Below are 25,074 nucleotides of genomic sequence, written 5' to 3' on the forward strand. Positions count from 1 at the left end.
CAATGCCTCAACCGTTTCAACTTGCGGCCTGTGCCGAGATGCTGTGGCTGGACAGGCCGATGGATTGGCGCGCCGCCCGGCTGGCCGAGATGGGGTTCGGTGTCGGGCTGTGGAACTGGCCGGAGCTCGATATTCCCAGACTGGTCGCAACCGGCGCCAGTTTCACCATCATGAACGGCTATCTTCAGGGGCGGCTGGCCGACGATGACGGGGCCGAGATGCTGCTGGCCTCGGCGGCCGAAACAATTCAGGTCGGCAAGCGTCTGGGCGTTGCGCGTCTGAATCTGCACGGCACCGGGTTGGGTGATGGTGGCATACCGATCTGGCAACATGACGAGGTCACAGGGCCGATGTGGCTCAAGGCCAGGGACACCCTGAACCGGATCTGTGATCTGACCCAGGCCGAAGATGTGGTGTTCACGCTTGAAAACCTGAACCTGCTGGACCATCCAGGCTGTCCGTTCGGGTCAACGGCGGACGTGCTTTCCTTGGTTTCGTCGGTTGATCGTCCGCAGTTGCGGATCAATCTCGACCTCTACCATACCCAGATCGGCGAGGGGGATCTGATCCGCTGGTGCGAAAAATGCCTGCCCTGGATCGGAGAGGTGCAGGTGGCCGACAATCCCGGTCGGTGCGAGCCCGGAACCGGTGAGATCAACTATGCCGCCGTGGCGCGTGCGTTGAACGAATTGGGCTATCGCGGCCCGGTCGGGATGGAAGCCTTCGCCGCAGGCGACCCGGAAGACGCGCTAAACGCCTTCCGGTCGGCATTCACGCTCTAAGCGTTACCGCTGCGGTGGCGCACCAAAGGCGCGGATCACCGTGCGGGCAGCAGCCTCAACCGAGTCGTGCGTTTCCTTCAGGATCGTTACCCGGTCGAACCGGTCGGGGTCGCGGTTTACGGCCTCGCGCAGGGCGGTGCCGAAGGCCATGCGCAGCTCGGTCCCGATGTTGAATTTGCAGATCGCGGTTTCACGCGCCAGCCGCGCGCGCTGTTCGACCGGCACACCCGATCCGCCATGGATGACCAGTGGAACGTCGGTCATGGAGTCGATCTGGCGTATGCGGTTTTCGTCCAGACCACCTTCCTTTTTTTGCTGAAGGTGGACGTTTCCGACCGAGATTGCCATCGCGTCCACGCCGCTGTCGCGGGCAAACTTCGCGGCTTCCTCGGGATCCGTGCCGTTGGAACCTTCACCGCCGGAATAGCCGACGAAGCCGATCTCGCCCTCGCACGAGATCCCGGCGGCATGGGCCATTTCGGCAATCGCGGCGGTTTCATCGATGTTCTGCTGCAAGGGCTTGCGCGACCCGTCGAACATCAGCGAGGTGAACCCGCTGTCCAGCGCGATCTTGCAGTCCTCGAAGGTATAGCCGTGGTCCAGATGCGCCACGACGGGCACCGTGGCGTTTTCGGCCAGATACCGGAACATCTTGCCCAGGATCGGCAGCGGCGTGTGCTCGCGGCAGCTAGGTCCGGCTTGCAGGATCACCGGGGCGTTCTCGGCCTCGGCGGCGGCGACATAGGCGCGCATGTCTTCCCAGCCCAGCGTCACCAGGCCGCCGATGGCATAGCCCTGTTCGTAGGCGGGTTGCAGGACGTCTTTGAGCGTAACGAGGGTCATTTGAATTTGGCGATCATGTCTTTGATGCCCGGGATCGTTTCGATCTGATAGGCATGGGTGGGTTGGAAATACTGTACCAGCGACCGCTGGGTCAGCCCGCCGAGGATGGTGAAGTAATACATCTCGTATCCCGGCAGCACGCAGCAGGGGTGATAGCCCTTGTCGATGCAGATCGTGGAGCCATCGACGATGTGATAGGCATCGCCCGGCTCGTTGTCCTCGCGTTGCAGCATCTGTAGGCCCGAGCCCCAGTTGGGTTTGAAGCGGAAATTGTAGGTTTCGTCATGCCGGGTCTCGTCCGGCAGGCGGTTGGTGTCGTGCTTGTGGCTGGGAAAGCCCGACCAGCCGCCCTGACCGACGGTGAACAGCTCGCTCACCAATAGGCGACCGACCTTGTCATGCTGTTTCTGGCCGAGGATGTGCTTGATTTTGCGGTGGGTCTTGGTGTCGTCGCTGCCGTATTGCACCAGGTCGTGCTCGCGCACGTCGAACGGATCCAGCACCTTGTCATACTTTGCGCCTGCCACGAACACCTCGGCAGCCTCTGACACGCAGACCATCTGCGCCCGTGCTCCCGACGGGACATAGGCTCCCTCGGGTTCGCCATCCCAGACATCCTCGCCCCGATTACCCAGATGGGCAAAGCGCACGCCTTCGACGTCCACGTCGACGCTGCCGGTGGCGGGCACGATGCAGGTCTCGTAGCCCGGCACCTGGTATTCGAACGCTTCACCTATGTTCAGTTTGACGATGTTGAAATAGTTCAGCGGAACGGTCGGATCATCGGCGTCTACGATGGGTTTGTTCCGATTGTCATAGGGCGCGATATGCATGGTACTCTCCTATGTGGTCGGGCCGGGATGCGAAGCGAGGAACGCGTCCAGTTCTGGTGTCGTTGGCATGGCGGGTGCGCAACCGGGATGCGACACCACGATCGACGCGCAGGCCGAACCGCGCATGACGGCGTCTTTCAGATCGTGCCCCGCCGCGATCGAGGCCAGAAGCCCGGCCATGAAACTGTCGCCAGCCCCGTTGGGTTTGACGGCCGTAACCGGGTAAATACCGGTTCGCAGCTCTTGCCCGTCCACAAAGGTGACAGCACCTTTTTCGCCCATCTTGTAGATGACGATCCGACCCGGTTTTTGGGCAAGTTCCTGCGCTTTGGCAAAACCCTTTTCGATGCCGCCGGCCATGAATCCGAATTCTTCGTCATTGCCGACGATCAGGTCGCTGGCTTCGCCAGCCCGCGACAGAACTTCGGCAGCCACCTCGGCCGAGGGCCAGCTGTACGGACGGTAATCGATGTCGAAGATGATCGGCAGTCCTGCGCTTCGGGCGTTCTCGAAGGCCTGGAATGTGGCGCTGCGCGACGGTTCGGACGCAAAGACCGTTCCAGCCGAGATGATTGCCGAGAAAGATGAATAATCGACTCTGTCCATATCCTCTTTCGTGACTTGGAAATCAACGGCCCCGTTGCGATAGATCACATTCTGAAAGTCCTCGATCCGGCTTTCGTACACGGCCAAAGACATGCGGTATTCGCCGCCCAGAATGCGGATATAGGATGTGTCCACCCCGTAATGCCGCAACCGGTTGAGGCAGAACCGCCCAATCGCATCGTTCGAGACGGACGTGATCAGCGACGCCTCGCTGCCCAACTTGACCAGCCCGGCACAAATGTTGGCAGAAGAACCACCAAGGTCGGCATGAAACGTGCTGGCATCCTCGCTTTTGACACCAATTGGGTCTGCGTAAAGGTCCATACCCGCACGCCCCAGAACGGCGAAACGGTTTCCTTTGATACCATCCATCAAAACGCTCAAGTTTTGTCCTCCGGCAGAATGGGTCGGCAAAGTTTGGACCTTGCGTTGAATCGATTCACACGATACTGATTTTGCAACCGGTTGCAAATGATATGTTCGGAGCCGTTGCAGATGCCTGAAATCGGAATTGGAATCGTCGGCGGCGGCTATATGGGCAAGGCCCATTCCGTGGCCATGTCAGCGGTCGGCGCGGTGTTCAACACGGCATTGAGACCCCGGCTCGAGGTCATCTGTGCCTCCAGCCCCGAAAGCGCCCAACGTTACAGGACGGCCTACGGTTTTGACCGAGCGACCGATGATTGGCGGGTATTGGTTGAGGATCCCAAGGTTCAGGCAATCGTCATCGCCTCGCCTCAATCGACACATCGTCAGATTGCCGAAGCAGCTTTTGCACTGGGTAAACCGGTCTTGTGTGAAAAACCATTGGGCGCATCGCTTGAGGACAGTCTGGCCATGGTTGCTGCTGCCGAAGCGTCGGGCGCGGTCAACATGGTGGGGTTCAACTATGTTCGTACGCCTGCGACGCAATACGCACGCCAGCTTATTGCAAATGGTGAAATCGGGGATATCACCTGGTTCCGGGGCGAACACACCGAGGATTTCTATGCCGACCCGCACGCTTCTGCCTCCTGGCGTACGACGGGCATGGCCAATGGCACCATCGGAGATCTGGCACCGCATATGGTCAACGGTGCATTGGCGCTGGTTGGACCGATCGCGCGTGTGATGGCGGACGTTGAAACGGTTCACAAAACCCGACCGGGTGGTGAAGTGACAAATGATGATCATGCCCAGATGATGTGCCGTTTTGAAAACGGGGTTATGGGCAACCTGTATTTCAGCCGCGTCGCGACGGGGCGGAAAATGGGCTATGCTTATGAAATATCGGGAACAAAGGGCGCCATCCGGTTCGATCAGGAAGACCAGAACGCGCTGTGGCTCTACAAGCGGGAAGGACCCGAAGCGTCCCGTGGGTTCACAAAAATCCTGACCGGACCGGCGCATCCGGATTACGAGCCCTTCTGCCAGGGTCCGGGCCACGGAACAGGCTATCAGGACCAGATCATTATCGAGGCCAAAGACTTTCTTCAGGCCGTCCACACCGGAAAGGCCACTTGGCCCACCTTTCGCGACGGGCATGAGGTCAACCGGGTGCTTGCCGCCGCCTTGGCATCGTCAGAGCAGCGGCAGTGGAAAGACATCCGCGATTTCTGATCGCTCAAACAAAAAAGTTCTAATGAGAGACGATGACCATGGCTAAGTTGAGATGGGGCATGATCGGTGGTGGTGAAGGCAGCCAGATTGGCCCCGCGCACCGCTTGGGGGCACAGGCTGACGGGCTGTTTGAATTTGCCGCAGGCGCGCTGGATCACCGGCCCGAAGCGGGCCGGGAATACGCGCAGCGATTGGGTGTTGCCGCTGATCGCGCCTATGGCGACTGGCAAGAGATGCTGGCCGGTGAGAAGGACCGTGAAGACCGGATCGATCTGGTGACAATCGCCACTCCGAATTCGACGCATTTCGAGATCGCCAAGGCCTATCTTGAGGCGGGCTTCAATGTCTTGTGTGAAAAACCGATGACCATGACTGTAGAAGAGGGTGAGGAAATAGTCCGCGTCGCCGAAGCGTCGGGAAAGATCTGCTCGGTGAACTATTGCTATTCCGCCTATCCGATGGTGCGGCAGGCCCGCGCTATGGTGCGCTCAGGCGAAATCGGACAGGTGCGTCTTGTGGTGACCAATTTCAGCCACGGCCATCATGGGGATGCCACCGATGCGGACAATCCGCGCGTGCGCTGGCGCTATGACCCTGCGATGGCAGGGGTTTCCGGGCAGTTCGCCGATTGCGGTATCCACGCCCTGCATATGGCCAGTTTTATCTGCGATGATGAGGTGAAGACGCTTTCGGCTGATATGGCCTCAACGATCGCAAGCCGGGAACTGGAAGACGATGCAATGATCAACTTCCGGATGGAAAGCGGCACAGTCGGGCGTCTTTGGACATCTTCTGTGGCGATCGGGCGCCAGCATGGCTTTGACATTCAGGTCTTTGGCGAAACCGGCGGGTTGCGCTGGGCGTCAGAGCAACCCAACCAGTTGATCTACACCCCGGTAGGAGGGCGCACCCAGATCATCGAAAAGGGCGAGGGGGGGCTTCATGATGAAGTGCAGCGCCTGTCTCGGGTCGCCATCGCGCACCCCGAAGGCTTCCCGCTGGCCGTAGCCAATATCTATTGTGATCTGGCGGATGCGATCCGCGGTGAAAGCCGGGATGGCCTGCCCACCGCAGCGGATGGCGTGCGATCGATCGCAGCGGTGCACGCGGCTGTTGTGTCGGGCAAGGCAGATGGTGCCTGGCAAGACGCCCGCCCGCCGATGTTCCGCTGATCAGGGGCGGGGCCGCAACGTGCCTCGCTCGACCACCCGGCAGGGGAAAATCCGTGCCTCGGGGTAGCGATCGGGCGCCTTCAGCATCTCTTCCACCAGATCGACCGACGAGGTGATGATCTGCTTGATCGGCTGATGGATAGTCGTCAGGTTGATATATTCCCAGCGCGACATCTCCATGTCGTTCAGGCCGATGATCCCGATATCGGTGCCCGGTTTCAGCCCGTGATCGGCCAGCGCCGACAGCGCCCCGATCGACAGGATGTCGTCGCCGCAGAAATAGGCCTGCGCAGGATCACCCGCCAGCAGGCGCAGCATCTCGGCCCGGCCGGCCTCGAAGGAATAAGCTCCGGCGAAGGAGTGGTTGACGGGAATCTGCGGATGGTTGGCCATTTCCTCGAAAAAGCCCCGCTGCCGGTCCAGGGACGAGGTCGCATCCTGCGGCCCGCCCAGATAGCCCACGCTGGCATAACCCCGCGCGACCAGCTCGCGCGCGGCCATGCGGCCGCATTCCACATTGTCGATCCCGACCACATGCACCTCGGGCGAGGTGGCAGACCGGCCGAACGTGTGCACAACCGGCACGCCCGCATCGTGGAACGCTTTGGCAAAGCTGGGCGGCAAGGTCGACGAGGCGACGATCACCGCATCCACCGAATATTGCCGCAGCATGCGTACGGAATTGGCGGGCTCGGTCTCGTCCGTCAGGTTCACGATCAGCGGGCGCAGGCCGCGTTCCTGTAAGGCGCGTGTAAACTGGTCGAAGACTTCCAGAAAGATCGGGTTGTGAAAGTTGTTCGAAATCAACCCGATCAGTTTGGTGCGCCCGGTCGTCAGCGACGAAGCCAGAGCATTGGGGCTGTAGCCCAGCTCTCGCGCGGCCTTTTCAACCTTGCTGCGCGTTTTTGCGGAAACCGAGGCACCTTCGGTAAAGGTGCGCGACACCGCAGATCGCGATACACCGGCCAAGGCGGCCACGTCTTTCAGGGTCACGCTCACGCTGCGGGACTCCGATTACAGCGAGGCAGGAAAACAGATAAGTCTGGCATTGCCCGAGCATTATGCATCATCGACCTGAACTTGCAACCGGTTGCAACTCTGCCGCGACGATTCAAGCGTGTTTGAGCGTCGAAATTTTGAAGGCAAAAAGGTGGGTGATGAGACACTCGAACTCCTGACATCTTCGGCATAACCGAAGCGCATTTTCCAATCCGCAGATGCACCAAGACGCCGTCTTGCATTACCGCCAAGCGCACGATTTCTTAGAAATGCTTGGCGTTGTCAGCGATTTGAAGTTGCATAAACTGCGGAACGGTTCAAGGGCATATCCTCTCCTGCCGTCTTCAAAGTCACGTCCGATCGAGCCGCAACAGGCATGCGTGACGGCGCATGCGTTGCCAAAAGGACCGTGGGGCAACAGCTTTTTCAACCCTTGGCATTGGCTCCATGACCGTGGCAAAAACTCTTGCCATCCCTTGGTGGACACACATGAGAGAAGCAGTGGAACGCCAACCCGCCCATTCGCAGCGCAGGTGCTATCCAAGGCGGAATTTGGTTGGCGTCACACCGGTCTGGTTTCGAAAAAACCGAGTGAAGTGGGACTTGTCGGAATAGCCAAGCATGAGGCCGATCTCGGCAACTGTCATTTTGCTTTCTCTGAGGTGCTTCTTGGCGACATCGACCCGCAGACGCCTTACCTCTCGGGGAAGTGTTGTCTGATGTTTCTGAAGTGCTTTCAGGAACCGCTCGGGCTGGATACCCAGCAATCCGGCCACAACCTCCGGCCCCAGCTCTGACTCATCCAGTTTTCCACGCAGGACAGACCGCAAAGCGGCCACTACGGTGACGTCTTCATTGTGTCGAATCGTGGCTGTCGGCGCTTCGGACTCCTCTGCCGCATGGTGTAGAAACAACCATTCCACGGGAAAACTGATCTGCATTCCGGGGTTGGGTCCAAGACCGACTTCGATACCTTTGTAACCGCGTGGCAAGCCAAGGATGTATCTGCTTTCCCATCGCACCCGGGACGGATCCCACGCGTTTCCGACCACGCTTTGCAACAGGCGCACATAGATGGCAGCCCCGAACCCGGTAACCTGAACGGGCGGAACGGTTGGTTCCTGTTGCCGCGCGATCCGATAGATCGCTTTGTCTGCTTCCACGACAAGGCTGTGCCGCACGGAGTTGGACTCTTGTGGCACAAGCCTGACGAACCGGGCAAAAAACTCGAACAGAGTGTTCGAGGATTGCAACGACCGAGCGAACGGCGGCCATCCTTGCAGGTCAAATGTCTCTCCTACATTCAGGCCAAGGTATCGATCCCCTGACAACTCTGAGAAGGCATTCAACAGACCATAGACCAGTTCCGAGTGGACATAGACAGATGGGTCGGACAGCAGGTCGGCCTTCAAGCCGACCTGATCCAAGGCCGGTTGCGGATTGATCCTGCGGTCGGTGAGATATTGCAGAAACGGGGCGGCCAGCGCGAGGCGGATAAAGCCTTCGCTATGCGCTTCAGAAGTGGAGCTGAGTGGCACGTCCGTCACCCTTTTTTAAACCAATGGTTTCGTTCAGTGGCCTTTTTTGCGGTCACATTCGCACATGTTAATCCAAAAGTGGCAACCCGCCCAAGAGTTTTCGGGCTACGTTCGGTAAAACGTGAATGTGAAGGGAAGACCTATGACCAACATGCGAATATCCCTTTGCCCGGCGGTAATGGTCGCGGCAGTTTTTGGTTTTTCGGTGGCTGCGCAGGCTCAGGATCAAGAAGATCCTCAAACGCTGTTCACCAATGTGCACGTCTTTGATGGCGTGAATGAGCAACGTATCGAGAATGCCAGCGTATTGGTCGAGGGCAACCTGATTAAGGCCGTATCAACTGAAGTGATTGATGCCCCCAATGCTACGGTTATTGACGGAGAAGGGCGGACACTGACCCCCGGCTTCATCGAAAATCATGCACACCTGATGCTGCCAGGACCCACGTTGCCCGCAATGGAAGCCAACAGCACTTGGGAAGACCTCGCGATTCACGGCACTCAAATGGCTGAGATGTACTTAATGCAAGGCTTTACCACCGTAAGAGATGCAGGTGGCGCTAATGGAGGGCTTCGCCGCGCAATCGACACCGGGACTATTGTCGGGCCGCGTTTCTACCCTGCGGCTGCTTTTCTAAGTACGCGTGGTGGCCATGCTGATTTCGCCAACTTTACAGCACCTGTTGGCCAGTCTTCAAATTTCAGCCGTCTGAATATGGCCCAAGAAGTCGACAGTGTCTCCGAAATGTACAAGTTTGCTCGTAACAACTTTCGGATGGGAGCAACACAACTGAAGTACATGCAATCAGGCGGTGTAGTTTCAGTGTTTGACCCGTGGCAGTTATTGGCTGGATCGACGGCAGAGTTAGAAGCGGCCGTGCAGGTTGCCAACGAATACGAAAGCTACGTCATGGCCCATTCCTACCGCAAGGAAACGATCATGGCGGCACTGAATGCTGGTGTGCGATCAATTGAACACGGTTTCATGTTTGATTGTGAAATATCAGCGCTGATGGAAGAGAAAGGAGCCTACATCACAACCAATCTCACGGCATTTGATCCAAATCTCTTCGATATTCCTGCCATTCGAGATGTCCCAGCCAGCTTACGAAAGGCACAGTCCGCCACGCAGGCTTTCGGCGACTACATAAAAAACATGAATGAGTGCCCAGCTAAAAGAGGGTTTCACACGGATTGCGTAGGTTCTGTAGCTGCCTGCAATATTCAAATTGCCTATGAAAAACATCTCAATAATGAGTTCTTTGGCTCTCACGCATCGTTGGTCGCAATGACATCTACTGGCGGTGAAATCGCCGCTTTGTCCGGACCGTTCATGAACCCCTATCCCGAAGGCAATCTGGGCGTTATCGAGGAAGGGGCCTATGCTGATATCCTGCTGATCGACGGAAACCCACTTGAAGACTTTTCCGTCGTTGGAACCGGGGATCAATGGTTTGGCGCCGACCCGAGGCCGGAAAGCCCGGAAACGATCCGACTGATTATGAAGGACGGTGTGATATACAAGAACACACTGGACTGACCCAAATAACGGTTGGAGAGATTTGATGTTCCCTTGGTTTCGCGCCGCAGTTTTCGCTGGCTTTGTCCTGAGCGGTCATTCCGCAATGGCAACGCCCCATGCGACGCTTGACTGGTCTGACCTTCCGGACCCGTCGGTGCAGGTGTTCGATGACCCTTATCGTGATCTGAGCCCTGAACAGTTTGACGATGTCCTCTTCGTCGTGCGCTTGCGCGGCAGGTTGCAGCAGGATGTCGGCAGCGTTGAGGAAAGACAGAAATGGCAAGAGCTTCTGACCGAGACTGAAGACGCCTTGGCCGAGGGTGGCGTTGATGTCGACTGGCTGCTCGATCAGCGAGAGGCTGTGAAAGAGCGGCGAAGAAAGGCAGGAACAAACGGAAATCCGCAACTCGATGGCCAGAGTGTTACGCTGACAGGCTTTGCCATTCCCGCGCCGAACGATCCGGACGGGCGAGCGGTTGCATATTTGGTGCCAGAACGCGGGATGTGCAGCCACATGCCCCCGCCTCCGCCCAATCAGATGATCCGGGTGCGGTTGAACGGCGACTGGGCCCCCAGTTACTTCCATGAACCCGTTCGGCTTACAGGTAGGCTGACGATTGAACCCTCGGTTCAGAACATGATGGTCGTGGATGGGCTTGTGCCGATGAATGCGACCTTCAAACTGGAGACGGACAGCGTTGAAACGCTGGAAACCAAGGCCGACGGTCTGGAATGGAGACAGCGTGCAGCCGATCGCGTCCGAGCTGCTGGCAATCGTAAAACTGGCGGCGCAAAGGCGTCGGAATGATAGGGCGCCTTGTTGCCGCATTGAGCATTGCCTGCGCGGGTACGGCGTCTGCGCAGGGGTTGTCCGGGCCTTCTTCGGTCGAGGCCGAGCTGAAACCTGGCGATGGCCTGACCGATCCGCATTACCGTTCCGAATTTCCGCGCAACATCGCGCCGGGTTGGTTTCGGTGGAAAGACCGGCTGGCCGAGGGCGGGTTTCGGTTCAACGTGGATTACCTGGCGTTGGGCCAATCCACGAACGCTGATTTGGGAACTGGTGAGGCCGCAAGTGGAATCGCGCGTGTCTACGGCAGTTGGCAGGCAACCGAGCGGGGTTCTTTGACATTCAAAATCGAAGATCGGCACGGATACACCGATGTTGCCCCGCAATTCCTTGGGCTGGACGGAGGTGCATTGTCGATCACCGGGACAGCCTTCAACGACAATGGTTTGTTGCTGACCAACCTGTTCTGGACCCAAAGGGCCGAGAACGGCGCGTGGACGCTGCAAGTCGGCCAGATTGATGTAACGGACTTTGTGGATATCTATGGATTGGTCAGCCCCTACAGCGGGTTCCAAAACCTGTCGTTCAACACCAACCCGACAATCAACACACCCAACCAGGGAATTGGCATTGCCGGTGGGATAAAGCTGAGCAAAAACTTCTACGCCGTTGCCAGCGTTGCAGACGCAAACGCCGATCCGTCGGATCCAAGTCTTGACGTGTTCAGGGACGGCAATCTCTTCAAATCGTTTGAGATTGGCTACACTTCGGGCTTTGATCGCATCTATTTCGACAATGTCCATTTGACCCTCTGGCATGCAGATGCGGCCGACGATGGCAGCCGTGCAGAAGATTATGGCGCCGTGTTTTCCGCGGCTTGGTTTGTCGACAACAAATGGATGCCGTTCGTTCGGGCAGGGGCGTCGAAAGGCACGGCAGCGCTGTATGATCGTTCGGTTTCTGCCGGGCTGGGCTATTACGGTCGAAACACCGATCTGGCCGGTTTGGGTTTGAACTGGGCCGAAGCAAGAAACATCGACGGCGATCAGTTCACGCTGGAAGCATTCTATCGCTTTTCAATCTCACCCGGTCTGCAAATCACGCCGTCACTACAGTTCATCTCCAATCCGCTGCTGAACGCCAATCAGGATAGCATCACGTTGTTCAGCCTGCGCACCCGGATCGTTTTTTGATGCGGCTCGAAAGCAGCAACTCACACGAAACCAATTTGGGAGGCTCAGTCATGAAAACTTGGTTGGCCGCAAGCGCCATTGCAATCGTATCCGGTGCCGCGCTGCACGCGAGCGAGGAAAGCAAGACATGGGATGCGTCGGATGAAGCAAAGCAATTTGTGAATGACACAATCGTGCTTGGCATGTTGGCCAGCCCCTACGGCACCGGCTGGACTGAAGACGAACAGCTGCACACTTACTTCGCGCGGGCTCGGGACAACGGAATAACAGGTCATGAGATGACGCTGGCCGCAGCGGATATGTCTTTTGAGACCTTTCTTGATCAGCACTACCACTTCCGGTCGGCGATGGCGCAACAGCCAGAGAATTACCTGATCGTGAATGAAACCCGCGATATCGAAGCCGCCCATATTCAAGGCAAGACGGCGGTCATCTGGAACAGCCAGACGGCGACGATTCTGGATGGCGACCTGAGGAAGATGGCGTTGCTTAAGGATATGGGGATCAAGAGTATGATCCTGGCCTACAACGATATCTTCCGCACCGGGTCGGGGCAGTTGGCGGCCTATAACGGGCGCGATATCGGTCTGACCCCTTGGGGCAAGTCGGTGATCGATGAAATGGTGCGTTTCGGCATCCTTCTGGACCTGAGCCACACGGGTTCCAAAACGGCCAACGACGCCATGGACTACATGGACGAAAACTATCCCGGCGTGCCTTATGTTTACACGCATTCGGTTCCTGCCGGCCTTTACGCAAACGAACCCGGTGCGACGCCACGCGGGTGTTATCGGGCCATTCCCGATGACGAGGCCCTGCGTGCGGCCAAATCGGGCGGCTATGTTTCTCCGACATTCACTGAATGGATGATGGACGGCGTTTGGCCTGAAGATATCTCACCCAAGCAAGCCGTCGACATGATCGACTACTATGTTCAACTTGTTGGGGTCGACCACGTTGGGATCGCAACGGATGACATGTTCTCGACTGAATTGGTTGTGCAGTTCGCGACTGCAAACGCCAGCATGTATGATGATGGCGGCTATATGATCGACGCGTTCAACAAAGGGGCGACCGGCAACGGTGAGTTGGCCAAAATCCTTGCGGCAATTACCGATGATCTCTGGGCAAGAGGTTATTCCGATGAAGACCTCGAAAAGATCTATGGCGGCAACAAGATGCGGGTTTACGCGCAAGTCTGGGAGGGCACCCCCCCCGAACAATTTCTGAAAGAATACCCCGAGCGTCTGCGTCTCAGGCAGGAATTGCGAGAAGGGTTTTATTCGCGATAGACTTTCGGGACCGGCATCAATGATGATTGGCCCCGGATGCGGAACAGCGCAGAAATTTTGGGGGAAAGGATGGTGGGTGATGAGAGACTCGAACTCCCGACATCTTCGGTGTAAACGAAGCGCTCTACCAACTGAGCTAATCACCCGTGATGCTGCATTTAGCCAAGCCTGCGGGCAGGTGCAAGAGGGTCTGGAAGATTTTCTTGCGTTCCTTCGCTGGCGGCCGTCCAACGGGGCATATTGTCAGCAGTAGGCCGAACAGGCGGGCGTTCGGGGCGCCTCTCGGGCTGGAAGGTGGGCAGCACATTTTAAGACGGATCGATGGAAACCGCCTTGCTCAACCTGCGACCCATCATGTGTAAATGGCCAAAGGCGCTTGCGCGCCACCGGTGACGTCCGATATCCCCAGAGAGACTGAAGCAAACCGGTCGGGAGTGTACATGACCCTATCCTTCGCCCGCCGATTTTGGATGGTGGCATTGGTCCTTGGCATGACGGCGCTGGCCCCGATTCAGGCCGGTGCAGAAGGCATTCTGGTCTTTGCAGCGGCCAGCCTCAAGACCGCATTGGATGAAATCGTTGCAGGGTACGATGAGCAGACCGGTCAGAGCGTTTCCGTTTCCTATGCGGCGTCGTCGGTCCTCGCCCGGCAGATTCAGCAAGGCGCGCCTGCGGATGTGTTTGTCTCGGCCAATACGGATTGGATGGATGTGTTGGAGCAGGACGGTTTGATCCGGGCAGACTCTCGGGTTGATCTGCTGGGCAACGGCCTGGTTCTGATCGGGGCTGAAGATCATGCGCAAGTGGGTGAGATCCAGCCCGGATATGACCTCAAGGCGGACTTGAAAGACGGCTATCTGGCCATGGCACTGGTCGACGCGGTGCCTGCCGGTATCTATGGCAAAGCTGCTTTGCAAAGTCTGAACCAGTGGGAGGCTGTGCGGACACAGGTGGCGCAGGCCGACAATGTGCGCGCTGCGCTGGCTCTGGTGGCGGCAGGGGCCGCGCCGCTTGGGATCGTGTACCAATCAGATGCCAGGGTGGAAGAAAGGGTCCAAGTCGTTGCGACATTCCCTGCCGATCTGCATCCACCGATAATTTACCCTGCGGCACTGACCCTCAATGCAAAAGAAGGAGCACACGCCTTTCTTGAACACCTGAAAACGGATGCAGCCACGGCTGTATTTCTGGAGCAGGGATTTACCCTGCCGGTCAGGTGATTGCCTTGGATTGGTTGGGGCCTGCCGAAATGGAAGCTTTGAAGCTTTCATTGCGCGTGTCTTTCTGGGCGACGCTGGCGACTTTGCCGTTTGGGATATTTGTCGCTTATGCTCTGGCGCGTTGGCGGTTTCCCGGACGGCAGGTTTTGAATGGTCTGGTGCATTTGCCTTTGATCCTGCCGCCGGTTGTCACCGGATACCTGCTGTTGCTGACCTTCGGCATTCAAGGGCCGCTGGGCCGGTTTCTCGCCGAGTTCGGGATCGTAGTGGCCTTTCGCTGGACAGGCGCGGCCCTTGCCGCCGGGATCATGGCCTTCCCTTTGATGGTCCGGGCGATACGTTTGTCGATCGAAGCGGTGGACCCGAAGCTGGAACAGGCCGGGGCAACTCTGGGCGCGTCGCGTCCGATGGTGTTTTGTACGGTGACCTTGCCGATGATTTTACCGGGTGTCATAGCCGGGGCTATTCTGGCCTTCGCCAAGGCCATGGGTGAATTTGGTGCGACGATTACCTTCGTGTCCAACATCCCGGGTCAGACGCAGACGTTGCCTTCGGCTGTCTACGCCTTTTTGCAGGTCCCGGGCGGCGAGGCAGCCGCGACGCGGCTGGTTCTGATATCGATCGTCATCGCAATGAGCGCGTTGTTGCTGTCGGAGTATGTGGGGCGGCGTGCTGCAGCTCGGGTGGCCGGATCATGAGCCTGTCTGTTCGGTTGCACCACCATCTGTCGGGGATCGATCTGGATGTCAGTTTTGATGCGCCACCGGGCGTGACGGTGCTGTTCGGGCGCTCGGGATCGGGCAAGACCACCATCGTCAATGCCGTGGCAGGGTTGTTGCGGCCCCAGGCGGGCCGGGTGTCGGTAGATGGCTGGGTTCTGTTCGACACGGAACAGGGCCTGTGGCTGCCGCCGCATCGGCGCCGATTGGGGTATATTTTTCAGGAAGGGCGGTTGTTCCCCCATCTGACCGTGCGCCAGAACCTTGCCTATGGGCGTAGGTTTGCGCCGAAAAACACACGCCGCGAAGACCCCGACAGGGTCATCGACATGCTGGGCATCGGTCATCTGCTGGACCGCAGACCTGCCGGGTTGTCAGGCGGTGAGAAACAGCGCGTCGCCATCGGGCGGGCCTTGTTGGCAAGCCCGCGGTTGATCCTTGCAGATGAACCGTTGGCAGCACTGGATGATGAGCGAAAAGCGGAAATCTTGCCCTATTTCGAGCGTCTCAGGGACGAGGTCTCGGTTCCGATCCTCTATGTGACCCACTCTGCCGCCGAAGTGGCCCGGTTGGCAACGTCCGTTGTTGCGTTGCAGGATGGCAAGGCAGTTCGCCACGGGCCCGCATCCAAAATGCTTGCCGACCCGTCAGTCGCCCCTGCGGGAATTCGTGCCGTCGGGGCCGTGTTGCAGGTTCAGGTTGCAAAGCATCATTCCGACGGGCTGACAGAGTTGAACGCCAATGGCGCGCGGCTGTTTCTGCCTCGTGTCGCGCATGAGGTCGGGGCAAACTTGCGGATTCGGATACCCGCTCAGGAAGTGATCCTGTCGAACAACAAACCCGAGGGGCTTTCGGCGCTGAACGTGCTTGGCGGGACCGTGGACTCGATCCGGTCAGGCGAGGGGCCGGGTGCCATCGTGTCGGTAAAGACGCCGGCGGGCAATGTGCTTGCGCGGGTTACGCGTCGATCTGTTGCGGCCCTGAACCTGAAACCGGGCAGCACATGTTATGCCGTGATCAAGACGGTTGCATTGGCCCCGCAGGATGTCGGCGGGCGCATTGTGGCCAGCAGCTAGGCTCAGGCGAGGGCGCGGGCTTCGTGTTCGCGCAGTATCAGACGAGCCGCGCGCCCGAACCCGGTGTGACCCGAGGTCGGTCTGTCGGGGAATATCGAAGCCAGTTCCCGCAATGCCTCAGAGGACAGCGAATAAAGGGCCTCTTCCCCCAGAAACAGGCTTTCGGCCTGCGCGCCTTCGGCGTTCAGGATCTCATGCCGGTCCAGCAGGACGTGGAGATATTCGACCGTTTGAACCGATGTATCGATGCAGATGCCGGGCCATCCGCACAGGTGTTTGGCGGCAACCAGGGCTTCGAATGCGCCGAAAAGCAGCTCGACTTTCGGGCCTTTGACCAGGATCCTGTGCTGCTGCGACACCAGAAGGTCTCGTGAGGGTTCGTTCGGCCCCAGACTGCCCGCCGAGATACGAACGGGGCGCAAAGCAGGTTCATCGCATAATCGTTCGGGTGGAATTCTGCTGCTTTCGATCCAGCGGATAGGTTGCAGACCGTGATCGGCAGTGGCCACCATATGACCCGCGTCCAGCGTTTCGATCGCAAGCGGGCCGCTTTCAGTTTCGATCAGGGTTCCGGCCGCAAAACAGACGCCCTCGATCCGGATGACCACTTCCACCGGGTCCGGTGTGCCGGTGAATGGAAGGGTGAATGGGCCGGCTTGTGTTGTACCCGAGACGCTGATGAAGAAAGAATCGAAGACGACTTCGCCTTTGTCGAGGCCATCGAAAAACGTCGGGTCGACGGTATAGGTCCACTCTCCCGTGTTCGGGTCGATCGAGGCGGTGCCGTTGGCGGGTTGTGTCGCAATCGTCCAGGTTTGCGTGACCGGATTGAAGTTTCCATTGTCCAGAGTGGGTTGTCCCGTCTCAACGTTGGGTGGAAAACCAGTCACATCCCCGGTCAGTTCACCTGTGATCGGAACTGAAACCAATTAACCCTCGCCTTGCTGCAACACGCGTTCAAATTCCTTCTTGCGATACAGGCGCATGTGAACCTCGCCCGCTTCATCCCGCGTCCATTCGACGATGCGATTGCGTGTCATGTCACTGTCCATCCGGTTGGTGCGCACACGCGGGTGCGGGATTTCCTGCTTGAGGATATCAACAATTTGGCTGGTCTGTCCAAACGGAGCCACAAGATCAATGATCCAGAAGGATGATCCGCTGGTAAAGTCCGTGTCGGAAAGGGGTTTTTCTTTCACCGCATAACGGAACTCGGCTTCGGGGTTGAGCCCGGCGAAGGTGACAAAACCACGAGGGAATCCGTGCTGCCGGAAGATATGGTACTGGCCCAGGCGAAACGGAGTTTCGAAAGCGTACAAAACCTGTGCCAGACTGCGTTTCTGATGTGTTTTCGTCAAACCCGCCAGATAGAACATAGCGCCCAGATCCGCATATTTTTCCGGCGTGAAGTCGAACCAGTCTTTTGGAAACGTCTTGCTCAAAGAGATGCCCAACAGTGTAACGGGAACCAAAAGTCTACAGCGAGTGTACTGCTTTCCTGCAATATGGGTAGAATAAATTCTTTGATGTGGTCAGTGTTGCCGGCTCGTTGGCCTGTCCTGCTTTACTCGCAGGTCGTCCCGACTATGCTATTGGTATCGGACCCTTGTTTCGGGATATCTGGATTATGCGTTCATTCAAGACTTTGGCTGCTGCCGTGCTTTTGTCGATACCTGCGATGGCCGAGGCTGTCGGGTTCGGCCTGTCCGTTCGGCCGCAATTCCGTACGGAAATCACGCCGATGCCGGACGGTGTCTACGAGGTCAAGGCCATCGGATCCTCAGCGCCCGTGAATTATTGGTGTGGAATTGGGGATTACGCGATCCGCAGTCTGGGCGTGCCAAACAACCAACGGATCTATATCTGGCGCGCCTATGAACCCGGCGTCCGGACCGTGCAATTCTCGCTGACCCCGCCGCCGGGGGCGGATACCAAGCCGGGATATTCCATCACCGTCAGGAAAGTCGGGGCCAACATGTCGGCGTCGTCGGCGCAGAACTACTGCTATGACAACTTCATCATGGACACGTTCTGAGCGTCAGACCCATTTCGCCATCGGTGGCAGGCTCATCAGAACCGCGTCCGGATCATGTCCGGTTTCCAGTCCGAACTTGGTGCCGCGGTCATAGACCAGATTGTATTCCGCATAAAGACCGCGATGCACCAGCTGGGTGTCTTTGTCGGCGTCCAAGAAACCCTGTGCGCGCCGTTTTTCAACCAATGGCACGAAAGCGGGCAGGAAAGCCCGACCGATATCCTGAGTCAGGGCGAAATCGGCCTGCCAGTCTCCGGTGCAATAATCATCCATGAAAATACCGCCCACGCCGCGTGCGCGTTTGCGGTGGGGGATATAGAAATATTCGTCCGCCCACTCTTTCAGGCGTGGATAATGTCCGGGTCCATGCGGGTCCAGATGAGCCTTTTGGGTATCATGGAAATGCGCCGTATCGTCATCATATTCGATGCAGGGGTTCAGATCCGATCCGCCGCCGAACCACCAGGCGTGCGGGGTCCAGAACATCCGAGTGTTCATATGCACCGCCGGGACATGGGGATTCTGCATATGCGCCACGAGACTGATCCCCGAGGCCCAGAAACGCGGGTCTTCGGTCATCCCGGGAATGCCTTTGCGTGCTGCCATCGCCTGTTGTGCACGTTCGCCCAGGGTCCCGTAAACTGTCGAGACATTGACCCCGACCTTTTCAAACACGCGCCCGCCGCGCATCACGGACATCAGACCGCCCCCTGCGTCATAGCCGTCCTCGGACTGGCGTTTGGTTTCCTTGACTTCAAAGCGGCCGGGCTTTGCGTCTGAAAACGGGCCGGTGTCGTGGCTGTCCTCCAATGCTTCGAATGCGGCAACGATGTCGTCGCGCAATTGGCGGAACCAGGCAGAGGCGGTGTTTTTTTCTGTTTCGAACATGGGTCTCAATGCGCAGGTGCGGCAACAGGGTCAAGCAATGTGCGGCCGCCGTCGATTGTCAGGATCTGGCCGGTGATGAATCCGGCTGCATCCGATGCCAGATACTGCGCGGTTTCCGTCAATTCAGTGGCCGACGCGATACGGGCAAGCGGTGTGTGCTTTTCGATATCGTCGCGGAATTCCCGGTTCTCTCTCAGCGTCGATTGCAGTGATGCACTCATGACCGAGCCGAGCGCAATCGAATTGACCCGGATGCGGTTCGGCGCCAACGCCACCGCCAGTGAACGTGTCATCTGGTCCAGCGCGGCGGTCGACACGGAATAGGCCATCAGGTCCGGATGCGTGCGGCGGGCCGCGATGGACGACAGGTTGATGATCGATCCAGCAGGGCTCTCATCGTCATCCCCGGCCTGTTTGATCATACGCTTTGCGACCAACTGGCTGAGCCGCAGCGCAGGCATCAGGTTCTGGTTCAGCAAGGTGCGCATCGAGTCGTCATCGGGATCAAGCGGATCAGACTGGATCACCTGGCGCGCGCCGTTGATCAGAATATCCACCTGATCAAACGCATCCAGTGTTGCCGACAGCAAATTGGCAATGGTCAGCTTTTCACGCAGGTCGCCTGCGAAATACCGAATATTGCCGTCTTCTGCCTGTTCCCCCAGCTCATCGACCAGACGTTTTTCATCTATATCGGCGAACATGACATTTGCGCCCGCATCCGCGAAATGCCGACCTATGGCCAGCCCGATGCCATTGGCCCCGCCTGTAACGATTGCGGTCTTGCCTGCGATGGAAAAGGACATCCGAATCCTCCTGAATTGGGGGCAGGTTAGCTGGCCTTATCGCCGAGGGCGAGAGGCGTCAAACACCTTGAACCGGTTGTCGCCGGCGGCTTCATCGACCCGAGCGAAGTGTTCGTTCAGAGTGGTTTCGTAGGGAAGGTGGCGATTGGCGACCATCCATAGGGTTCCGTTGCGCGTCAGATTGCGTGCCGCTGCTGCGATGAAACCCTGCCCCAGCGTGGGGTCGGCACTGCGTGAGGTGTGAAACGGGGGGTTCATTACAACCGTGTCCAATGGCTCTGGCGCCGTCCAAGTAACGGCGTCAGCCCAATAAAACCGGGCCCTGGGGTCAGAGGCGTTGATGCGCGCGCAGGCAAGGGCCGTGTGGTCTGCTTCGACAAGATGCACGGATTTAAGGTTGTCGCGCTTCAAAAGCTCTGCGGTCAGATACCCCCACCCGGCACCCAGATCGGCCACGCGCGGCCCCAGCTTGGCAGGCAAGGCGTTCAGCAACATGGCCGAGGCGGGATCGATCCCGTCCGCTGAAAACACACCCGGTGCCGTGTGGTACCCATCGACGATCTGCGTCTTTGGCGCAGCCCAATCTGCAAAGCTGTGCGGGTCAGCCTGAAACCAGAAGATTTTTCCGTGTGCCTTGGACAGAGGCCCTTCGACCGAGACCCTTTTGCGAACATCTTTCAGAATGCTGTCCACGCCATCGGTCTTTGCGCCATCGATCACGACAACGCCGCGGGCTCGTGAGCTGGCCAGATGGATCATCGCCCGTGCAAGCGCCTTGGCCCGCGGCAAAAACACAATTGCATCCTCGCAAGGGTTTTCTGCCTCGGGCACCGTGTCAAAGCCCTGCGCGGCAAAATGGTCATAAAAAGGTTTGAACGGCTGCACCACCTGCGCCGCATGGGGAAGCGCCGACAGATCATGGGTTGGAACAGGGCAGATCACGCTGAGGGGCGACGACAGCGACAGGCCGTTCTGCAATGCAAGTTCCAGGCGAGGGGACATGGGCAATTCCGGCAAATATGTGTGAGGGTCAGGCGAAAAGCCTTATTCTTCGCGTTCCATGGTGCATTGCAGCGGGTGCTGGTGCCGGCGGGCGAAATCCATAACCTGGCCAACTTTGGTCTCGGCAATTTCATGGCTGAAGACCCCGACGACGGCCACACCTTTTTTATGCACGGTCAGCATGATCTCGAATGCTTCTGCATGGGTCATGCCGAAGAAACGTTCCAGAACATGAACCACGAATTCCATCGGCGTGTAATCGTCGTTCAGCAACAGCACCTTGTACAAAGGCGGACGCTTGGTTTTTGGGCGCGTCTGTACCAGAACGGACGCGTCGCTGTCGTCGTCCGGTTCGTCAGACATCATCCAGGTCTTTTCCAGCATCGTAGGCAACTGTCCGATTCAGTTTTGGGGTTTATCTTCGCGCTTATATAACGTGGGGATGGCCGGTGAAAAGAGCAAGCGGACGTAAACGAGATGACTGACAAGCTGACGACAATCGGTTTCGATGCGGATGATACCCTGTGGCACAATGAGCGTTTTTTTCAGCTGACGCAGGCGCATTTTGCCGAGCTGCTGGCCGATCATGCCGACCAGGATCATCTGATGGAGCGGCTTCTGGCGGCCGAAAAGCGCAACATTCGACACTATGGCTATGGCATCAAGGGCTTTGTTCTGTCGATGATCGAAACCGCTCTCGAGGTCACGGATGACCGTGTGCCGGCCTCGGTCATTCGCCAATTGATCGAAGCCGGGCAAGAGATGCTGGCCTATCCGATCGAGCTGTTGCCCCATGCCCGCGACGCGGTGGAAGGCATGACAGGCTTGTGCCGGGTTGTCTTGATTACCAAAGGGGACCTGATCGACCAGGAACGCAAACTGGCCCAGTCGGGTCTGGGCGATCTGTTCGACGCAGTGGAAATCGTGTCTGAAAAGACCCCTGAAACTTACCGGTCGATATTTGAGCGGCATGGTGATGGCCCGGCGCGCGCGATGATGGTTGGCAATTCCATGCGATCTGATGTTGTGGCTCCGATCCAGGCAGGAAGCTGGGGGGTTCATGTCCCGCACGGCCTTGTCTGGGAGGTGGAGCATGCCGAAGCCCCGGTCGACAGTCCCCGATTCCGGGAGTTGAGGGATTTGGGCGGTTTGGCCGATCTGGTGCATAGCCTGAAGTGATGTTGCCTATTGGCCGCAGTTCCACGAAAACCCTGCCGGGTGTTGACCAAGTTCTGCCTCAATCGCGCATCTGGTGGGCTTTGGGCAGTATTTGTCTAGATATAGCCCAGTTCAGGCAACCTAACGAAACCGCGAAATGCTCAGCTTTCGGTTTATTTCACCAAGTCTCTGTGATAGTGTTTACGATAATAAAATAATTTTTGCTGACCGGGAATACCCGGCGGCGCGAGGCAGACAGAGGCAAAAATCGTGCAGATTCGGCGGACAGTTCCGGCCCGAATGGGCTTTTTTCTCATAGTGGTGTTGTGCGTGCTGGCGTTTGCGCCGCTCAGGTCCATGGCGGCACCTTACGCAGCGATGGTGATTGATGCCCGAACCGGAGAGGTTCTGCATTCGCGCAATGCTGATACAAGGCTTCACCCGGCATCGCTGACCAAGATGATGACGCTTTATATCGCGTTCGAAGCGGTGCGGAACGGTGAGATCACTCTGGATACCCCGGTTCGGATCACCAAAAAGGCGGCAGCCGAGCCACCGTCGAAGCTGGGCCTGCGCGCTGGTCAGACAATTGCTTTTCGCTATCTCATCCGCGCGGCTGCTGTGAAATCGGCCAATGATGCTGCCACGGCCATCGGTATTGCCATCAGCGGGTCCGAGGCAGCTTTTGCGCGTCGTATGACGCGAACCGCCAAGGCGATGGGGATGAGCCGCACGACCTTCAAGAACGCCCATGGTTTGACCGAGGCGGGGCATCTTTCGACCGCACGTGACATGACCACGCTGGGTCGGCATCTGCTGTATGACTATCCGCAATACTATAACCTTTTCTCGCGTCAATCGACGCATGCAGGGATCAAAACCGTTCCCAACACCAACCGTCGCCTGCTGGCGGCCTACAAAGGCGCCGACGGCATCAAAACCGGTTACACCCGTGCGGCGGGGTTCAATCTTGTGGCATCGGCAAAACGCAAGGATGAACGCATCATCGCCACCGTTTTCGGCGGAAAGTCCGGCGCCTCTCGGAATGCCAAGGTTGCCGAGCTTCTGGATTTGGGTTTCCGCCGCGCCCCGTCCCGTGCGCCCATTCGCAAACCTGCCCGACCGGCCTATGCTGGAAATACCGGATTGGGTGTCGGGACGCAGGTCGCCAGCGTGAGCGGCGCGCCAAAATCCAGTTTGCGCCCGGTTCGGCGCCCCTCCGCGTCGACGCAAGTCGCAAGCGCGGTTGCTGTGACAGCTGATGAGAATCGTGGACGCATTAACAGCGCGATCGCGGCGGCCATTGCCGAAGCGGATATCGCACCAACGGCACCGCCGGTGGAAACATCCGATACCCGTCCGGCATTGCGCCCCGACAATCTGGTTCTGGCTTCGACGGATTCCACCAAGCAGCCAGAGCCTGAGCAGGAGGTTGTCACTCGGCTGTCTTCGTCAGGTGGGCACCTGTGGGGGGTCAATGTGGGGCGCTATACCACGCGGTATGAGGCCGAGAAGGTTTTGCTGAAAACCGCATTGTCGGAAATGACCACACTGGAAGGCACGCTGCGCAAAGTGAACCAAAGCGCGCGCGGGTTTGACGCAACCTTTCAGGGCATGACCCGCGAACAGGCGGATCTGGCCTGTCGCCGTTTGCAGGCCCGCAACGTCACCTGTTTCATGATCGGGCCATCATAAGGTTCGGCATATTCTCTCCTGAATGGGTCTGGGCTGCGGTATTCCGCAGCCCTTTTTTCAATCGAAAACGTGACCGTGCTGGTATTGTTCGTCCTGTCCGGCGGCGGCTGTTAGGGCGGCGACATTGTCCTTGGTGAAGAACCCATCATATTTGTGGCACCGCTCGATATACTCGGTAATCAGCAGGGTATGCTTGGAGTGTTTCGAGAAGATCTGTTTCAGGTTCGGGTCGTCTTTGCACTCGCCCACCACATGGGCCAGGAACGGCACACCCTTGTCCTTCAGGGTGTTCACAACGAAATCGACGTTCTTTTCCCCGGCGCTGTGATCGCCATCCTGAATCTCGACGGCCATGTGGTGCAGACGACGGCCAAAATTGCGCACGAAATCCTCGGTCGGCATCGGCAGTTTGGCGAAGGAGTTGACGAAGGATGGCGTGTTGTTTGCGGTGAATACCTTGGCCGGAGATTTTTTGTCATCGTCCACATTGCCGTTGCGGTTCACGTTGGTCGATGAGTTCATGTCGAATATGTTGTAAGCGCCCCAGAAATAATAGGGCACCATGGTCAGAAACTCGAGGATCGCATCCTCGCGCTCGCCCGCCAGGACCCGCGTCGCAAGATGGTCGATTCCCAGCATCAGCGGGGCAATTTTGCTTTCGGTTCCAAAGGCGGCGGCCTGTTCCAGACGGGCCTGTTCCGTGTCGCTCAGCAACACGCGATCCCCAAGGCCCAGACTGTCGGTGTCGTTAAAGTCGTGGGTCGAATACCCGACGCGGTTGCAGGTGAAATCGGACGGGGTGGTGAATCGGAACCCGTCCGATGTGTAGAACGGGTTCTCGGTATCTCCGGGATATTCGAAACGTATGTTCTGATCCTCAAGTGCATGGGTCAGCGCGTCCAGATCACAGGCAGCAAATACCTCGCCTACATAGCGCGTCTGCGGTGTGTTGCGCGCCAGTGGATACATGCGATTGATGCGGGGGATAAAGTCTTCGAATCCGGGGCTGAGCGGCGCCATCAGGATCAGCGCAGGATAGTCGGGATGTGAATGCAGAACCGAGACTCTGTGGGTTCGTCCCAGATAGCTGGCGGTGTGCCGATAGGGTGTCATCACGTAAAGTTCGACCATCGTGTCGAACACCGCGTCGGGTTCGACCTGAATGATGACGGCCCGCATCGCGCCGACCTGATCCGGAATGCCCGAGCTTGTCCGGCGTTCGTAAATCTTCGGAAGGTATTCGTTGAAGAAGTCCGAGTTCTTCTTGTCGCCCCGGGGCTGATAAGACATCAGATCAAATGACATT

25 protein-coding genes and 1 tRNA gene are annotated in these 25,074 nt (G+C 58.0%); 13 read left to right on the top strand and 13 right to left on the bottom strand.

Going from position 1 to position 25,074, the window contains the following annotated elements; translation table 11 throughout:
• Positions 1-2: 2 nt before the first annotated feature.
• Positions 3-782, top strand: a complete 780-nt coding sequence (locus ACR3E6_RS08060; protein ID WP_480486636.1) for a TIM barrel protein — start codon at positions 3-5, stop codon at positions 780-782.
• A 3-nt stretch (positions 783-785) separates the two neighbouring features.
• Here the strand turns inward: ACR3E6_RS08060 and ACR3E6_RS08065 are convergent, their stop codons facing one another.
• Genes ACR3E6_RS08065 through iolC form a run of 3 tightly spaced genes read right to left on the bottom strand, consistent with a single transcriptional unit; the run spans position 786 to position 3,436 of the window.
• Positions 786-1,625 (bottom strand): class II fructose-bisphosphate aldolase, encoded by an 840-nt coding sequence (locus ACR3E6_RS08065; RefSeq protein ID WP_480486638.1) that lies wholly within the window; start codon positions 1,623-1,625, stop codon positions 786-788.
• A complete protein-coding gene (locus tag ACR3E6_RS08070) occupies positions 1,622-2,458 on the bottom strand; it encodes a 5-deoxy-glucuronate isomerase (protein WP_171638014.1) in 837 nt (278 codons plus the stop codon). The genes ACR3E6_RS08065 and ACR3E6_RS08070 overlap by 4 nt, the downstream gene beginning before the upstream one ends.
• 9 nt (positions 2,459-2,467) lie before the next feature.
• Positions 2,468-3,436 carry a 5-dehydro-2-deoxygluconokinase gene (gene iolC / locus ACR3E6_RS08075; protein WP_171638012.1) on the bottom strand — a complete coding sequence of 323 codons (969 nt, stop codon included), beginning with the start codon at positions 3,434-3,436 and terminating at the stop codon, positions 2,468-2,470.
• A 123-nt stretch (positions 3,437-3,559) separates the two neighbouring features.
• Between iolC and ACR3E6_RS08080 the strand changes: the two genes are divergently transcribed.
• Together ACR3E6_RS08080 and ACR3E6_RS08085 are read left to right on the top strand one after the other, a co-directional pair.
• Entirely contained in the window at positions 3,560-4,663 is a 1,104-nt protein-coding gene (locus ACR3E6_RS08080; RefSeq protein ID WP_480486640.1) for a Gfo/Idh/MocA family protein, read from the top strand.
• Between the two features lie 38 nt (positions 4,664-4,701).
• On the top strand, positions 4,702-5,835 hold the full coding sequence (locus tag ACR3E6_RS08085; protein WP_171638008.1) for a Gfo/Idh/MocA family protein: 1,134 nt from the start codon (positions 4,702-4,704) through the stop codon (positions 5,833-5,835).
• On the opposite strand, the gene ACR3E6_RS08090 is transcribed toward ACR3E6_RS08085, so the two are convergent.
• Entirely contained in the window at positions 5,836-6,834 is a 999-nt protein-coding gene (locus tag ACR3E6_RS08090) for a substrate-binding domain-containing protein (RefSeq protein WP_171638007.1), read from the bottom strand.
• Between the two features lie 536 nt (positions 6,835-7,370).
• Positions 7,371-8,372, bottom strand: coding sequence for an AraC family transcriptional regulator (locus tag ACR3E6_RS08095; protein ID WP_171725064.1), 1,002 nt, complete (start codon positions 8,370-8,372; stop codon positions 7,371-7,373).
• A gap of 142 nt (positions 8,373-8,514) precedes the next feature.
• On the opposite strand from ACR3E6_RS08095, the gene ACR3E6_RS08100 reads away from it, so the two are divergent.
• From ACR3E6_RS08100 to ACR3E6_RS08115, 4 genes are read left to right on the top strand one after another with little or no spacing between them, the layout of a single operon-like run.
• Positions 8,515-9,912 carry a metal-dependent hydrolase family protein gene (locus ACR3E6_RS08100; protein WP_171118964.1) on the top strand — a complete coding sequence of 466 codons (1,398 nt, stop codon included), beginning with the start codon at positions 8,515-8,517 and terminating at the stop codon, positions 9,910-9,912.
• 25 nt (positions 9,913-9,937) lie between these two features.
• Positions 9,938-10,702, top strand: a complete 765-nt coding sequence (locus tag ACR3E6_RS08105) for a DUF3299 domain-containing protein (protein WP_480486642.1) — start codon at positions 9,938-9,940, stop codon at positions 10,700-10,702.
• A complete protein-coding gene (locus ACR3E6_RS08110) occupies positions 10,699-11,877 on the top strand; it encodes a carbohydrate porin (RefSeq protein ID WP_171638000.1) in 1,179 nt (392 codons plus the stop codon). The genes ACR3E6_RS08105 and ACR3E6_RS08110 overlap by 4 nt, the downstream gene beginning before the upstream one ends.
• Before the next feature lie 50 nt (positions 11,878-11,927).
• Positions 11,928-13,169 (top strand): membrane dipeptidase, encoded by a 1,242-nt coding sequence (locus ACR3E6_RS08115; protein WP_480486644.1) that lies wholly within the window; start codon positions 11,928-11,930, stop codon positions 13,167-13,169.
• 70 nt (positions 13,170-13,239) lie between these two features.
• Here ACR3E6_RS08115 and ACR3E6_RS08120 read toward each other — a convergent pair.
• Positions 13,240-13,315: transfer RNA gene (locus ACR3E6_RS08120), tRNA-Val, on the bottom strand.
• 294 nt (positions 13,316-13,609) lie between these two features.
• Here ACR3E6_RS08120 and modA point away from each other — a divergent pair.
• From modA to modC, 3 genes are read left to right on the top strand one after another with little or no spacing between them, the layout of a single operon-like run.
• Positions 13,610-14,389: a molybdate ABC transporter substrate-binding protein gene (gene modA / locus ACR3E6_RS08125; protein WP_480486646.1), complete on the top strand. Its 780-nt coding sequence runs from the start codon at positions 13,610-13,612 to the stop codon at positions 14,387-14,389.
• A gap of 5 nt (positions 14,390-14,394) precedes the next feature.
• Positions 14,395-15,087: a molybdate ABC transporter permease subunit gene (gene modB / locus ACR3E6_RS08130; protein ID WP_209835334.1), complete on the top strand. Its 693-nt coding sequence runs from the start codon at positions 14,395-14,397 to the stop codon at positions 15,085-15,087.
• Entirely contained in the window at positions 15,084-16,184 is a 1,101-nt protein-coding gene (gene modC / locus ACR3E6_RS08135; RefSeq protein ID WP_480486648.1) for a molybdenum ABC transporter ATP-binding protein, read from the top strand. The genes modB and modC overlap by 4 nt, the downstream gene beginning before the upstream one ends.
• A gap of 2 nt (positions 16,185-16,186) precedes the next feature.
• On the opposite strand, the gene ACR3E6_RS08140 is transcribed toward modC, so the two are convergent.
• Both ACR3E6_RS08140 and ACR3E6_RS08145 read right to left on the bottom strand, forming a co-directional pair.
• Positions 16,187-17,113 (bottom strand): Hint domain-containing protein, encoded by a 927-nt coding sequence (locus ACR3E6_RS08140; protein ID WP_480486650.1) that lies wholly within the window; start codon positions 17,111-17,113, stop codon positions 16,187-16,189.
• Positions 17,114-17,626 carry a toxin-activating lysine-acyltransferase gene (locus ACR3E6_RS08145; protein ID WP_171637991.1) on the bottom strand — a complete coding sequence of 171 codons (513 nt, stop codon included), beginning with the start codon at positions 17,624-17,626 and terminating at the stop codon, positions 17,114-17,116.
• A gap of 185 nt (positions 17,627-17,811) precedes the next feature.
• Here ACR3E6_RS08145 and ACR3E6_RS08150 point away from each other — a divergent pair, with 185 nt between their 5' ends.
• On the top strand, positions 17,812-18,219 hold the full coding sequence (locus tag ACR3E6_RS08150; RefSeq protein WP_152456982.1) for a hypothetical protein: 408 nt from the start codon (positions 17,812-17,814) through the stop codon (positions 18,217-18,219).
• A gap of 3 nt (positions 18,220-18,222) precedes the next feature.
• Here ACR3E6_RS08150 and hemF read toward each other — a convergent pair whose 3' ends face one another.
• From hemF to clpS, 4 genes are read right to left on the bottom strand one after another with little or no spacing between them, the layout of a single operon-like run.
• Positions 18,223-19,107, bottom strand: a complete 885-nt coding sequence (gene hemF, locus ACR3E6_RS08155; RefSeq protein ID WP_480486652.1) for an oxygen-dependent coproporphyrinogen oxidase — start codon at positions 19,105-19,107, stop codon at positions 18,223-18,225.
• A 5-nt stretch (positions 19,108-19,112) separates the two neighbouring features.
• Entirely contained in the window at positions 19,113-19,913 is an 801-nt protein-coding gene (locus tag ACR3E6_RS08160; protein ID WP_171637986.1) for an SDR family NAD(P)-dependent oxidoreductase, read from the bottom strand.
• A 36-nt stretch (positions 19,914-19,949) separates the two neighbouring features.
• Positions 19,950-20,915, bottom strand: coding sequence for a class I SAM-dependent methyltransferase (locus ACR3E6_RS08165; RefSeq protein ID WP_171725057.1), 966 nt, complete (start codon positions 20,913-20,915; stop codon positions 19,950-19,952).
• 42 nt (positions 20,916-20,957) lie between these two features.
• Positions 20,958-21,299, bottom strand: a complete 342-nt coding sequence (gene clpS, locus ACR3E6_RS08170; protein ID WP_152456986.1) for an ATP-dependent Clp protease adapter ClpS — start codon at positions 21,297-21,299, stop codon at positions 20,958-20,960.
• Between the two features lie 93 nt (positions 21,300-21,392).
• On the opposite strand from clpS, the gene ACR3E6_RS08175 reads away from it, so the two are divergent.
• Complete coding sequence (locus ACR3E6_RS08175) at positions 21,393-22,094, top strand: HAD family hydrolase (RefSeq protein WP_171637982.1); 702 nt, start codon at positions 21,393-21,395, stop codon at positions 22,092-22,094.
• Positions 22,095-22,373: 279 nt separating this feature from the next.
• Entirely contained in the window at positions 22,374-23,768 is a 1,395-nt protein-coding gene (locus ACR3E6_RS08180) for a D-alanyl-D-alanine carboxypeptidase family protein (RefSeq protein WP_210093701.1), read from the top strand.
• 57 nt (positions 23,769-23,825) lie between these two features.
• On the opposite strand, the gene ACR3E6_RS08185 is transcribed toward ACR3E6_RS08180, so the two are convergent.
• Positions 23,826-25,073, bottom strand: a complete 1,248-nt coding sequence (locus ACR3E6_RS08185) for a hypothetical protein (protein WP_480486655.1) — start codon at positions 25,071-25,073, stop codon at positions 23,826-23,828.
• Position 25,074 lies beyond the last annotated feature (1 nt).

The sequence above is a fragment of the Ruegeria sp. AL3 genome, assembly GCF_056536065.1.

Coding starts and splice junctions, on each gene's coding strand:
- ACR3E6_RS08060 (WP_480486636.1), top strand. CDS start 3: ATGCCTCAACCGTTTCAACTTGCGGCCTGTGCCGAGATGCTGTGGCTG.
- ACR3E6_RS08065 (WP_480486638.1), bottom strand. CDS start 1,625: ATGACCCTCGTTACGCTCAAAGACGTCCTGCAACCCGCCTACGAACAG.
- ACR3E6_RS08070 (WP_171638014.1), bottom strand. CDS start 2,458: ATGCATATCGCGCCCTATGACAATCGGAACAAACCCATCGTAGACGCC.
- iolC (WP_171638012.1), bottom strand. CDS start 3,436: ATGGATGGTATCAAAGGAAACCGTTTCGCCGTTCTGGGGCGTGCGGGT.
- ACR3E6_RS08080 (WP_480486640.1), top strand. CDS start 3,560: ATGCCTGAAATCGGAATTGGAATCGTCGGCGGCGGCTATATGGGCAAG.
- ACR3E6_RS08085 (WP_171638008.1), top strand. CDS start 4,702: ATGGCTAAGTTGAGATGGGGCATGATCGGTGGTGGTGAAGGCAGCCAG.
- ACR3E6_RS08100 (WP_171118964.1), top strand. CDS start 8,515: ATGACCAACATGCGAATATCCCTTTGCCCGGCGGTAATGGTCGCGGCA.
- ACR3E6_RS08105 (WP_480486642.1), top strand. CDS start 9,938: ATGTTCCCTTGGTTTCGCGCCGCAGTTTTCGCTGGCTTTGTCCTGAGC.
- ACR3E6_RS08110 (WP_171638000.1), top strand. CDS start 10,699: ATGATAGGGCGCCTTGTTGCCGCATTGAGCATTGCCTGCGCGGGTACG.
- ACR3E6_RS08115 (WP_480486644.1), top strand. CDS start 11,928: ATGAAAACTTGGTTGGCCGCAAGCGCCATTGCAATCGTATCCGGTGCC.
- modA (WP_480486646.1), top strand. CDS start 13,610: ATGACCCTATCCTTCGCCCGCCGATTTTGGATGGTGGCATTGGTCCTT.
- modC (WP_480486648.1), top strand. CDS start 15,084: ATGAGCCTGTCTGTTCGGTTGCACCACCATCTGTCGGGGATCGATCTG.
- ACR3E6_RS08150 (WP_152456982.1), top strand. CDS start 17,812: ATGCGTTCATTCAAGACTTTGGCTGCTGCCGTGCTTTTGTCGATACCT.
- hemF (WP_480486652.1), bottom strand. CDS start 19,107: ATGTTCGAAACAGAAAAAAACACCGCCTCTGCCTGGTTCCGCCAATTG.
- ACR3E6_RS08160 (WP_171637986.1), bottom strand. CDS start 19,913: ATGTCCTTTTCCATCGCAGGCAAGACCGCAATCGTTACAGGCGGGGCC.
- ACR3E6_RS08165 (WP_171725057.1), bottom strand. CDS start 20,915: ATGTCCCCTCGCCTGGAACTTGCATTGCAGAACGGCCTGTCGCTGTCG.
- clpS (WP_152456986.1), bottom strand. CDS start 21,299: ATGCTGGAAAAGACCTGGATGATGTCTGACGAACCGGACGACGACAGC.
- ACR3E6_RS08175 (WP_171637982.1), top strand. CDS start 21,393: ATGACTGACAAGCTGACGACAATCGGTTTCGATGCGGATGATACCCTG.
- ACR3E6_RS08180 (WP_210093701.1), top strand. CDS start 22,374: ATGGGCTTTTTTCTCATAGTGGTGTTGTGCGTGCTGGCGTTTGCGCCG.
- ACR3E6_RS08185 (WP_480486655.1), bottom strand. CDS start 25,073: ATGTCATTTGATCTGATGTCTTATCAGCCCCGGGGCGACAAGAAGAAC.